The sequence below is a fragment of the Streptomyces shenzhenensis genome (assembly GCF_021462265.1).
In the GTDB taxonomy this organism is placed as follows: Bacteria; Actinomycetota; Actinomycetes; order Streptomycetales; family Streptomycetaceae; genus Streptomyces; species Streptomyces shenzhenensis.
Genome location: NZ_JAJONF010000021.1, coordinates 74,674 through 86,212, shown reverse-complemented (window position 1 = coordinate 86,212; position 11,539 = coordinate 74,674). Strand labels below are relative to the sequence as shown.

Genomic DNA, 11,539 nt, shown 5'->3' with positions numbered 1-11,539 from the left:
GGGTGGTTGTACGAGGTGATTCCGCTGTGGGCGAACAAGAGTCCGATGTCGCTTCCGGTGAACCGAAAAAGGCGACAAAAGCAGTGAAAGCAGTGAAGAAGGCTGCGGTGAAGAAAGCCGCCGTGGAGAAGACGGCGGTGCAGAAGAAGGCGGCGGCGAAGAAGACGGCAGCGAAGAAGACGGCCGTCGAGAAGGCCGTCGCCGAGAAGCCGCAGCCGGCCGGGAAATCCAAATCGCCGGCCGGGAAGCCGGAGTCGCCGGCCGCGCTCGTCCGTCGGGCCCGCCGGATCAACCGCGAGCTCGCCGAGGTGTATCCGTACGCCCACCCCGAGCTGGACTTCGAGAACCCCTTCCAGCTCCTGGTGGCCACGGTGCTCTCCGCCCAGACCACCGACCTCAGGGTCAACCAGACCACCCCGACGCTGTTCGCGAAGTACCCCACTCCCGAGGACCTGGCCGCCGCCAACCCGGAGGAGGTCGAGGAGATCCTGCGGCCGTGCGGGTTCTTCCGGGCCAAGACCAAGTCCGTGACAGGGCTCTCCAAGGGGCTGGTCGAGCAGTTCGGCGGAGAGGTCCCAGGGCGGCTCGAGGACCTCGTCAAGCTGCCCGGCGTCGGCCGCAAGACCGCGTTCGTCGTGCTCGGCAACGCCTTCGGGCGTCCCGGCATCACCGTGGACACGCACTTCCAGCGCCTGGTCCGCCGCTGGCGGTGGACGGGGGAGACCGAACCCGACAAGATCGAGGCCGCCGTCGGCGCACTGTTTCCCAAGAGCGACTGGACCGACCTCTCGCACCACGTGATCTGGCACGGCCGCCGGATGTGCCACGCCCGCAAACCCGCCTGCGGCGCCTGCCCGATCGCCCCGCTCTGCCCGGCCTACGGCGAGGGCGAGACCGACCCGGAGAAGGCGAGGAAGCTGCTCAAGTACGAGAAGGGCGGCTTCCCCGGCCAGCGGCTCAAGCCACCGCAGGCGTATCTGGACGCGGGCGGCCGGCCGGCGCCCCCGCTGGGCGCCGTATCAGGGACCTGACCCAGGGGCCCTCTCAGGGACGGAGAACGGAACGATCAAGGAGACTTCGGGCGTTGGAACGGGCAGGACGGGGGAGCAGGGCCGGACGGGGGATGTCGTGACGCAGAGCAGCAAGGCGCAAGCGGGCGGTCCACGTGAGGACGTGGCACTCAGCAAGGAGGGTCTGCCCGAGTGGCTGGACCCGGTGGCGCGGGCCGCCGAGACGGTCCAGCCGCTCCAGCTGAGCCGCTTCCTGCCACCGGAGAACGGCGCGGGGCGGCAGTCGGCCGTGCTGATCCTGTTCGGTGAGGGGGAGCAGGGTCCCGAGCTGCTGCTGATGGAGCGGGCCGGTTCGCTGCGTTCGCACGCCGGGCAGCCCTCCTTCCCCGGGGGCGCCCTGGATCCCGAGGACGGCGACCCGAAGGCCGACGGGCCGCTGCGGGCCGCTCTCCGCGAGGCCGAGGAGGAGACCGGGCTGGATCCCGCCGGTGTCCAGCTGTTCGGCGCGCTGCCCAGGCTGTACATCCCGGTGAGCGAGTTCGTGGTCACCCCGGTGCTGGGCTGGTGGCGCGTGCCCAGCCCGGTGGGGGTGGTCGATCCGAACGAGACGGCGCGGGTCTTCACCGTTCCCGTGGCGGATCTCACGAATCCGGCCAACCGGGCCACCACCGTGCACCCCAGCGGCCACCAGGGCCCGGCATTCCTGGTCGAATCGACCCTGGTATGGGGGTTCACGGCCGGGGTGATCGACCGTCTGCTGCACTACGCGGGATGGGAGCGCTCCTGGGACCGAGAGAAGCTGGTCCCGCTCGACTGGCGGTCATGACAGGGTGTCGTTCGTGAATCTGCTGGACATCCTGTTGCTGGTCGCCGCCGTGTGGTTCGCGATCGTCGGCTACCGCCAGGGGTTCGTCGTCGGCATCCTGTCGGTGATCGGCTTCCTGGGCGGCGGACTCGTCGCCGTCTACACCCTGCCCGTGATCTGGGACGCGGCGACCGGCAACGCCGAGGTGAGTACCACCGCCGCGGTCGTCGCCGTGGTCGTCGTCATCGTCTGCGCCTCCATCGGCCAGGCCCTGACCACCCACCTGGGCAACAAGCTGCGCCGGTACATCACCTGGTCCCCGGCCCGTGCCCTGGACGCCACCGGCGGCGCGCTGGTCAACGTGGTGGCGATGCTGCTGGTCGCCTGGCTGATCGGCTCCGCCCTGGCCGGTACCACCCTGCCGACGCTCGGCAAGGAGGTACGCAACTCCAAGGTGCTGCTCGGGGTGTCCAGAGCGCTGCCCAACCAGGCCGACACCTGGTTCGCGGACTTCTCCACGGTCCTCGCGCAGAACGGCTTCCCGCAGGTCTTCAGCCCGTTCGCCAACGAGCCGATCACCGACGTCTCGCCGCCCGACCCGGCCCTCGCGAACAGCTCGGTGGCCACCACCGCCAAGCAGTCCATCGTCAAGGTGACGGGCACCGCGCAGAGCTGCGGCAAGATCCTGGAGGGCACCGGCTTCGTCTTCGCCGACCACCGCGTGATGACCAACGCCCACGTGGTCGGCGGCGTCGACGACCCCACCGTCCAGGTCGGCGGCGAGGGCCGCAAGTACGACGCCAAGGTCGTCCTCTACGACTGGCAGCGCGACATCGCCGTACTGGACGTGCCGGACCTGCGGACCAGGTCGCTCAAGTTCTCGGCCCACGACGCGCAGACCACCGACAGCGCGATCGTCGCCGGGTTCCCGGAGAACGGGTCGTACGACGTCCGGCCCGCCCGGGTGCGCGGCCGCATCACCGCCAACGGCCCGGACATCTATCACCGCGGCACCGTCCGCCGCGCCGTCTACTCGCTGTATGCGACCGTCCGCCAGGGCAACTCCGGCGGCCCGCTGCTCACGCCGGAGGGCAGGGTGTACGGGGTCGTCTTCGCGAAGTCGCTGGACGACGCCGACACCGGGTACGCCCTCACGGCCGACGAGATCCGGGCGGACATCGACCGGGGCCGCACCGCGAGCCAGCAGGTGGGCACCGACAGCTGCGCCCTCTAGCGCTGTGCGGCGCCCTCGTACGGGGCGCGGGGGAGGCGGCTCGTCACGTCAGCCGGCGTGAGAATCGCGCCAGTGTCGCCGGTACCGCTTCCTGAAAGAGCCTTGGCGTCGGCGTGGGGAGGGCCCGCGTTGAACCCCGCCGGTCTGCGCACCGGACAGGACCGGCCACCCCCAGCGGTCGGCCTCAGCCGCGGGTGTGGCGCAGACGCACCGAGACCCAGCGGGCCCGGCGGCGCAGGATGTGCGGAATCCCCACCCTGAGGTCCGTGCCCGGCAGCTGCGGGGCACCTCCTCGATAGGGGTTCGGGCCGCCTGTCGAACGGCGGTTGCGGGGTGCGTCACTGTAGTCGTGCGTCCAGCCCATACCCCGACGTCTGCCCCCGCCCCAAGGTCGATAACCTCCCGCACGCCCCTCAATCGGCCTATGCGCCGGGCATGTGGCCGTTCGTAGAACAGGTGTCCAGATCCGGATACCGGGCGCATCGGCGGGGTCACCGATCGGGTTCGGGGTCTTTCAGCCAGTTCACCAGTTCGGCGGAGAATCCCACCGGGTCCTCCTCGTGCGGGAAGTGCCCCAGCCCGTCGAACAGCCGCCAGCGGTACGGGGCTTCGACGTACTCGCCGGAGCCGGCCGCGCTGCGGGTGCGGGTGACCGGGTCCAGGGAGCCGTGCAGATGGAGGGTCGGGACGCGGACCGGGCGCTTCATCCGGCGGTTGAACTGGATGCCGTCCGGCCGCGCGAGCGAGCGCACCAGCCAGCGGTACGGCTCGATCGAGCAGTGCGCGGTGGACGGGATGCACATGGCCTGCTGGTAGATCTCCACCGCCTCGTCGTCGGGCAGCCGTGGCCCGGACCAGTCCCGGATCAGCCGGCCGACCAGTGCGCCGTCGTCGGCGGTGAGGTGCCGCTCGGGGATCCAGGGCCGCTGGAAGCCCCAGATGTAGGAGGCGGCGGCGGTCTGCCGGCGGTCCCGGAGCATCGCCGAGCGCCAGCGCCGCGGGTGTGGCATGGACACCACCGTGAGCCGTCGTACCAGCTTCGGGCGCATCGCCGCCGCCGTCCACGCCAGGTAGCCGCCCAGGTCGTGGCCGACCAGCGCGGCGTCCGGCTCGCCCAGGGAACGGATCACACCGGTGATGTCGAGCGCGAGGTTCGCCGGGTCGTAGCCGCGCGGGGTGCGGTCGCTGCCGCCGACGCCGCGCAGGTCCATGGCGACGGCCCTGAAGCCCGCGTCGGCGAGCGCGACCAGCTGGTGCCGCCAGGTCCACCAGAACTGGGGGAACCCGTGCACCAGCAGGACCAGAGGTCCGTCGCCGAGCTCGGCGATGTGGAAGCGGGCGCCGTTCGCGGCGATGTCCCGGTGCGTCCAGGGGCCCTCCGGCCGTACGACCGAGGGAGCGGGATCCGTCATGAGGTCGAGCGTGCCACAGCCTCGAGGGCCGGCACCTCGTCCCGGGGAAGTTCCGGGCGCGGATGCGGCTTGGCGTTCTGCAGCACGTGTGCCGTCTCCTTCATCGACGCGGCCACCTTCTGCGGGCCCTGTCCCTTCTTGGCCTTCTTCGCGAACACCACACCGACCAGTGCGAGGGCGACGGCCACCAGGACGTTCGCCGCGAAGGAGAGCAGGAAGCAGACCGCGAGATTCCACTGACTCCAGGTCCGAATGCCGTACGCCAGCGCGAAGTTGAGCATGGGCAGGGAGAACAGCAGCAGCACGCCGGCCGCCGAGAACGCACCGCCGCTCGTCGCGCCCCGCTTGACGTCCTGCTTCAGCTGGGCCTTGGCCAGTGCGATCTCGTCGTGCACCAGCGCCGACATCTCGGCCGTGGCCGAGGCGAACAGCTGGCCGATGCTGCGTTCGGCACCGACCGGGCTGCCGTCGGGTGCGCTCATCGCGGTCTCCCTCTGCGTCTTCGTCGTCGTCTCTTCGACCGGCCTTGTGCACCGGTCTTTTTTGTACCGTCTCGTCAGATCATGCCGGACGGCCGCCCTGCTCGCCTGCCCCGCCCGGCACTTCGGCAAGCGCGTCACGCCCCAGACCCCTACGAGGCGGCCTTCTCCGCGGCGATCCTGCGGTGTTCGGCGGCCTTGCGCTCGTAGATCTCCGCCATCCGCAGGTGGTAGGCCGGGTCGTCCTCCTCGTAGACGTCCGGGATGCCGTCGAGATCGTCGTCCCGCTCCTCGGCCTCGACCAGCCTGCGGTAGCGGGCGTTGCGTATCTTCAGCAGCACCGTGGCGCACAGGGCCGCGATGAGCGAGCCGGTGAGCACGGCGGCCTTGACCTCGTCCGTGAGCCCGGCGTCGCCTTCGAAGGCGAGTTCGCTGATGAGCAGCGACACGGTGAAACCGATGCCGGCCAGCGAGGCCACCGCGAAGACGTCGGCCCATGCGATGTCCTCGCTCAGCGAGGCCCGGGTGAAGCGGGCGGTCAGCCAGGTCCCGCCGAATATCCCGGCCGCCTTGCCGATGACCAGGCCGAGGACGACTCCGAGCGTCTCCGGTCTGGTGAAGACGTCGCCGAGCGCCCCTGCGGACACCGTCACGCCGGCGCTGAAGAGCGCGAACAGGGGCACCGCCAGCCCCGCCGACAAGGGCCGCACCAGATGCTCGACGCGCTCACCGGGGGAGTGCTCCTCACCCGTGCGGGTGGTGCAGCGCAGCATCAGGCCCATGGCGACACCGGCGATGGTCGCGTGCACGCCGCTGTTGTACATCAGCGCCCAGATCACGCCCGCGAGCGGTACGTACACGTACCAGCCGCGCACGCCCCCGCGCAGCAGCAGCCAGAAGACGGCGAGGCCGAGGACCGCGCCGCCGAGCGCGGCGAAGTGGATCCGCTCGGTGAAGAAGATCGCGATGATCAGGATGGCGAACAGGTCGTCGACGACCGCGAGGGTGAGCAGGAAGGCGCGCAGCGTGCTCGGCAGCGAGGTGCCGATCACCGCCAGCACGGCCAGCGCGAAGGCGATGTCGGTGGCCGTGGGCACCGCCCAGCCGTGCGTGGAGCCGCCGCCGGTGAGGTTGGTGAGGGTGTAGACGAGCGCCGGTACGGCCATTCCGCACAGCGCGGCGACCACCGGGAGGACGGCCGCCTTCGGGTCGCGCAGGTCGCCGGCCACCAGTTCGCGTTTGAGTTCGATGCCGGCGACGAAGAAGAAGACCGCGAGCAGGCCGTCGGCGGCCCAGTGGGCGACGGAGAGGTCCAGGCCGAGGGCCCCGGGGCCGAAGTGGAACTCCGCGACGCTCTGGTAGCTGTGGTGGAGCGCGGGGATGTTCGCCCAGACCAGTGCGGCTGTCGCGGCGACGAGCAGCAGCACACCGCCGACGGTCTCGGTCCGCAGCGCGTCCGCCACGACGGTCCGCTCGGGCAGCGAGAGCCGCCCGAGGACCTTCCGGACGGGGGTGGTGCGGGGCGTGGACACGGTGACCTCCGGTCGGTGGGCAGGACAGGGCTACTTGCCGACCAGACTTCCCGGCACACCTTCGGATCACCTTGCTTTGCTTAGTTTACCTAAAGTGTGGGGTGAGTTGCCAGGTGAGTTCACGGTAGGAGCGAAAAGGGCGCCCGGCACGTTTCGCGCCGGGCGCCCCTTCGGACACGGGAAGGGCTCAGTCCTCGCTGGGCGCCGCCGGGAGCTTCGCCTGGATGAGATCCATGACCGTCGAGTCGGTGAGCGTGGTCACGTCGCCGAGCTGCCGGTTCTCGGCGACATCGCGCAGCAGCCGGCGCATGATCTTGCCGGAGCGGGTCTTCGGCAGCTCGGCCACCGGCAGGACCCGCTTGGGCTTGGCGATCGGGCCGAGTGTGGCGCCGACGTGGTTGCGGAGTTCACTGACGAGAGCCGCGTCCTCGGCGTTCGCCGTGCCGCGCAGGATCACGAAGGCGACGATCGCCTGCCCGGTCGTCTCGTCCGCCGCGCCGACGACGGCCGCCTCGGCGACCGACGGGTGGGACACCAGCGCCGACTCCACCTCGGTCGTGGAGATGTTGTGGCCGGAGACCAGCATGACGTCGTCCACCCGGCCGAGCAGCCAGATGTCGCCGTCGTCGTCCTTCTTCGCGCCGTCACCGGCGAAGTACTTGCCCTCGAACCGCGACCAGTACGTGTCCAGGAACCGCTGGTCATCGCCCCAGATCGTGCGCAGCATCGACGGCCACGGCTCGGTCAGCACCAGGTAGCCGCCACCGCCGTTCGGCACCTCGCCCGCCTCGTCGTCGACGACCGTCGCCGAGATGCCGGGCAGCGGGGTCTGCGCGGAACCGGGCTTGGTCGCGGTGACGCCAGGCAGCGGCGAGATCATCATCGCGCCGGTCTCGGTCTGCCACCAGGTGTCCACGATCGGCGTCCGGTCGGCACCGATGTGCTTGCGGTACCAGATCCACGCCTCGGGGTTGATCGGCTCCCCGACCGAACCGAGCACCCGCAGGCTGCTCAGGTCGAACTTCGCGGGGATGTCGTCGCCCCACTTCATGAACGTGCGGATCGCCGTGGGCGCCGTGTACAGGATCGTCACCCCGTACTTCTGCACGATCTCCCAGAACCGGCCCTGGTGCGGGGTGTCCGGGGTGCCCTCGTACATCACCTGGGTCGCGCCGTTGGCCAGCGGCCCGTACACGATGTACGAGTGGCCGGTCACCCAGCCGACGTCGGCCGTGCACCAGTACACGTCCGTCTCCGGCTTGAGGTCGAAGACCGCCCAGTGCGTGTACGCCGTCTGGGTGAGGTAGCCGCCCGAGGTGTGCAGGATGCCCTTCGGCTTCCCGGTCGTGCCGGACGTGTAGAGGATGAAGAGCGGGTGCTCGGCGTCGAAGGCCTCCGGCGTGTGCTCGGCCGACTGCCGCTCGACGATCTCGTGCCACCACACGTCCCGCGTGTCGTCCCAGGCCACTTCCTGCCCGGTGCGCCGCACGACCAGCACGTGCTCGACGTTGCCCGCCTTGCCGACCGCCTCGTCGACGGCCGGCTTGAGCGCGGACGGCTTGCCGCGCCGGTAGCCGCCGTCGGAGGTGATGACGACCCTGGCGTCCGCGTCCTGGATGCGGGTGGCGAGCGCGTCCGCCGAGAAGCCGCCGAAGACCACGGAGTGCGCGGCGCCGATCCGGGCACAGGCGAGCATCGCGATCGCCGTCTCCGGGATCATCGGCATGTAGACCGCGACCCGGTCGCCCTTCTGGACTCCGAGTTCCAGCAGGGCGTTGGCCGCCTTGGAGACCTCGTCCTTCAGCTCGGCGTAGGTGATCGCGCGGCTGTCGCCGGGCTCGCCCTCGAAGTGGATGGCGACGCGGTCGCCGTGCCCGGCCTCCACATGCCGGTCCACGCAGTTGTACGCGACGTTGAGCTCGCCGTCCTTGAACCACTTCGCGAACGGCGGGTTCGACCAGTCCAGCGTCTCGGTCGGCTCCTTGGCCCAGGTCAGCCGGCGGGCCTGCTCGGCCCAGAAGCCGAGCCTGTCAGCCTTGGCCTGTTCGTACGCCTCGGCCGTGACATTGGCGTTCTCGGCCAGGTCAGCGGGCGGCGCGAAGCGTCGCTCCTCCCTCAAGAGGTTGGCCAGGCTTTCGTTGCTCACGACATCTCCCTTTCGAAGGGTGTCCGTTGTGTCCCAGGCCACAGCTCATCAGACCAGGGGCCCCGGTGACAAGGGCCGTCGAATAATTGGTTTAGACCTATGGGGTGGTGGGGTGAGTCCGGGCCGGGCGCCGCGGGCCGGCGGTCGGGCCCGCCGAGCCGGCCGGTTTCGGGGTGGGCCGTGGCACGCCGGACCGGCCGGTGCCGGTGCCGGCCCGTGCGGCGCCGACAGCCCCGGGCGCCCTCGGCTCACGCCGGGCTGGGAAGCTCCTCCGTGCCGGGTACCCCCTGGAACACCCCTTCCTCCGCGTCCGCACCGCCCCTGCTCAGCAGATACGCCTGCGCCTCGCCCACGTGGAAGTACATCCCGTGCAGCTCCAGCTCGCCCGCCGCCAGCGCCCGGGCCACCGAGTCGTGCGCCCGCAGATGCTCCAGCTGCTGGACCACGTTCGTCAGGCACAGCCGCTCCGCCGTGTCCGCCGGCGCCCGTCCGGCCAGCCGGGCCCCCGGACGGCCCTCGTCGGCCAGCCTGGCCAGGCTCGGCAGCCCGTGCCGCAGCCACCGCCCGAGCGGGGTCGCCGCGCCCCTGCTCCCCGAGCCGAGCAGCGCCTGCATCGCCCCGCACCCGGAGTGCCCGCACACCGTGATGGACCGCACCCTCAGCACGTCCACCGCGTACTCGATCGCGGCCGCCACCGAGTCGTCCCCGTTCTCGTCACCCGGAAGAGGGACCAGGTTGCCCACGTTGCGGACGACGAACAGGTCGCCCGGGCCACTGGAAGTGATCATCGAGGTGACGAGCCGGGAGTCGGCGCAGGTGAGGAAGAGCTGTGACGGCCGCTGCCCCTCGCGCGCCAGCCGGGCCAGCTCCGCCCGCACCAGGGGCGCGGTGTCCCGCTGGAACTCGCTGATCCCGCGAGCGAGTTCATGACCCGCCCCGGCCGGCTTCCCGAGTCGGAGAGCGAGATCTGCGCGGGGTTCGGGACCGTGACCTGCACGGGGCTCGGGACCGTGACCCGTGTGCGGCTCGGGAACGTGACCTGTGTGCGGCTCGGTGCGGTGCCTGTGCCGCGGTGCGTGGCCGTACTCCGGTGCGCGGACGCCCACGCGGCAGCCCGTCAGTTCGGCGGAGCCGCCCCGCGCGGTGTGGGCCCTGCGCCAGTCCCGCAGTGACTCGTACGCCGCGTGGTCCATGAACGAACCTTCCAGCTCCACCACGGCGTGGGCGCCCTGGGGTACGAGATGCAGGACTCTGCTGAGCCGGGGCACCGCGAGGAATGTCAGCTGTCCCCCTACGTGTACGTGATGGACTCCTCCCTTCTCCTCGTGGGTGATGCGGGTGCGGGCGAGGCGGCGCAGGGCGACGGCGACGGCCACCGCGACCCCGAGGAGCACGCCCTCCAGGACACCGATCAGAACCACCCCGAGTGTGGTGACGGCGTACACCAGCACTTCGCGGTGGCGGGTCACCGTGCGGATGTGGTGCAGGGACACCATCTGGATGCCGACGGCCATCACCAGGGCGGCGAGCGAGGCGAGCGGGATGAGATCCAGGACCGGGACCATCAGCAGCGCGGCGACTACTACGAGAACGCCGTGCAGCATCGTGGAGTTCCGGCTCACGGCACCGGATCGCACATTCGCCGAACTGCGCACCGCCACCCCCGCGACCGGCAGGCCGCCGAGTGCCCCCGACACGATGTTGGCCGCGCCCTGTCCGAGCAGCTCCCGGTCCAGGTCGGAGCGGCCGAGGCGGGACTGGGGTCCGGTGCGGCCGGCCACCAGCTTGTCCACGGCGACCGCGCCCAGCAGCGACTGCACGCTGCACACCAGCGTGGTGGTGAGCACGGCGGCGACGAGGCCGAGCGCCGGTCCCTCGGGCAGCCCCGCCAGTGCGTGGCTGCTCCAGGACGGCAGGTCGACCAGGGGTAGGGCGAGCCCGGTGAGCGAGGCCGTCGCGGTGGCACCGGCGACGGCGGCCAGGGCGGCCGGGACCGTACGCAGCGGCCGGCCGGCTCTGCCCGGGATCCGGGGCCAGCCGAACAGCAGGGCGAGGGTCAGCGCGCTCATCGCCACGGAGGCCGGGTGCACGTTCGCCAACTGGGCCGGCAGAGCCAGGACGTTGGCGAGGACCGAGCTCTGCGGGGTGCCGCCGAGGACGATGTGCAGCTGGGCGACGGCGATGGTGACGCCGATGCCGGCGAGCATGCCGTGCACCACGGCCGGGCTGACGGCGAGCGCGGTGCGGGCCACGCGCAGGCAGCCCAGGCCCAGCTGGGCCAGCCCGGCGAGGACGGTGATGCCGCAGGTGGCCCGCCAGCCGTACCGGTGGATCAGGTCCGCGGTGACCACGGTGAGTCCGGCGGCGGGACCGCTGACCTGGAGCGGGCAGCCGCCGAGCCGCCCGGCGACCAGTCCGCCGACGGCCGCCGCGACCAGGCCGGCCTGGAGCGGGGCGCCGGTGGCGAGGGCGATGCCGAGGGACAGCGGCAGGGCGATCAGGAACACCGCGACGGACGCGGACAGGTCGGCCCCCGCGACGGGGAAGCGGCCCCGCGGGGGCGTGGCCGGACGCTGTGCCCGGTCAGCTCCGGTGCCGGCCTTGGCAGTTGTGGCTCGGGCGAGGCCGAGGCTCTCTTGGTGCGTGGGGACGCAGGCTGATGACATGTTTCCCGTCTCTTCCGGGGCAGCGCGGTCGCGGATCTGGGGTCCCCTCACCAGGGGGCGAGGGCTCGGTCGCGGCTGTGGGGCACGGCGTGCAGTGGCGGGATGAATCAACGTTCGGTAAATGAATCGTAATGCAGAGTAAAGGTCAAGCATGGATTTACTGCGCAAATGGGGCACCTCTTCACCCCCATGGGTGAAGTGAGCAGTTCATCGGCTTGTCGTATTAATCCCTCTCTCGGTCCCGTGCGACCTTGG

Annotated in this window: 8 protein-coding genes and 1 pseudogene; 3 read left to right on the top strand and 6 right to left on the bottom strand. The window is 71.1% G+C overall.

The features are described from left to right. The first annotated feature begins 26 nt into the window (after window positions 1-26). The 3 genes from nth (at window position 27) to LQ326_RS25695 (ending at window position 3,049) form a co-directional block, all read left to right on the top strand. Window positions 27-1,031: an endonuclease III gene (gene nth / locus LQ326_RS25705; RefSeq protein WP_434056958.1), complete on the top strand. Its 1,005-nt coding sequence runs from the start codon at window positions 27-29 to the stop codon at window positions 1,029-1,031. Between the two features lie 142 nt (window positions 1,032-1,173). Beyond that, window positions 1,174-1,836, top strand: a complete 663-nt coding sequence (locus tag LQ326_RS25700) for an NUDIX hydrolase (RefSeq protein ID WP_234540112.1) — start codon at window positions 1,174-1,176, stop codon at window positions 1,834-1,836. 13 nt (window positions 1,837-1,849) lie between these two features. After that, on the top strand, window positions 1,850-3,049 hold the full coding sequence (locus LQ326_RS25695) for a MarP family serine protease (protein WP_234540110.1): 1,200 nt from the start codon (window positions 1,850-1,852) through the stop codon (window positions 3,047-3,049). Window positions 3,050-3,233: 184 nt separating this feature from the next. Here LQ326_RS25695 and LQ326_RS25690 read toward each other — a convergent pair whose 3' ends face one another. From LQ326_RS25690 to LQ326_RS25665, 6 genes and pseudogenes are all read right to left on the bottom strand, one after another. After that, window positions 3,234-3,413, bottom strand: a complete 180-nt coding sequence (locus LQ326_RS25690; protein ID WP_234540108.1) for a hypothetical protein — start codon at window positions 3,411-3,413, stop codon at window positions 3,234-3,236. 127 nt (window positions 3,414-3,540) lie between these two features. Next, window positions 3,541-4,461: an alpha/beta fold hydrolase gene (locus tag LQ326_RS25685; RefSeq protein WP_234540106.1), complete on the bottom strand. Its 921-nt coding sequence runs from the start codon at window positions 4,459-4,461 to the stop codon at window positions 3,541-3,543. Beyond that, a complete protein-coding gene (locus tag LQ326_RS25680) occupies window positions 4,458-4,943 on the bottom strand; it encodes a phage holin family protein (protein WP_234540104.1) in 486 nt (161 codons plus the stop codon). The genes LQ326_RS25685 and LQ326_RS25680 overlap by 4 nt, the downstream gene beginning before the upstream one ends. 79 nt (window positions 4,944-5,022) lie before the next feature. Next, window positions 5,023-6,472 (bottom strand): annotated as a pseudogene (gene nhaA, locus LQ326_RS25675) (Na+/H+ antiporter NhaA). A gap of 187 nt (window positions 6,473-6,659) precedes the next feature. Next, complete coding sequence (gene acs, locus LQ326_RS25670; protein WP_234540100.1) at window positions 6,660-8,618, bottom strand: acetate--CoA ligase; 1,959 nt, start codon at window positions 8,616-8,618, stop codon at window positions 6,660-6,662. Between the two features lie 248 nt (window positions 8,619-8,866). Further along, window positions 8,867-11,284: a SulP family inorganic anion transporter gene (locus tag LQ326_RS25665; RefSeq protein ID WP_234540099.1), complete on the bottom strand. Its 2,418-nt coding sequence runs from the start codon at window positions 11,282-11,284 to the stop codon at window positions 8,867-8,869. Window positions 11,285-11,539: the final 255 nt, after the last annotated feature.

Bases quoted from the DNA above. Each gene is read 5' to 3' on its own strand.
- LQ326_RS25665 (WP_234540099.1), bottom strand. From the start codon at position 11,284: ATGTCATCAGCCTGCGTCCCCACGCACCAAGAGAGCCTCGGCCTCGCC.
- LQ326_RS25685 (WP_234540106.1), bottom strand. From the start codon at position 4,461: ATGACGGATCCCGCTCCCTCGGTCGTACGGCCGGAGGGCCCCTGGACG.
- LQ326_RS25690 (WP_234540108.1), bottom strand. From the start codon at position 3,413: ATGGGCTGGACGCACGACTACAGTGACGCACCCCGCAACCGCCGTTCG.
- LQ326_RS25680 (WP_234540104.1), bottom strand. From the start codon at position 4,943: ATGAGCGCACCCGACGGCAGCCCGGTCGGTGCCGAACGCAGCATCGGC.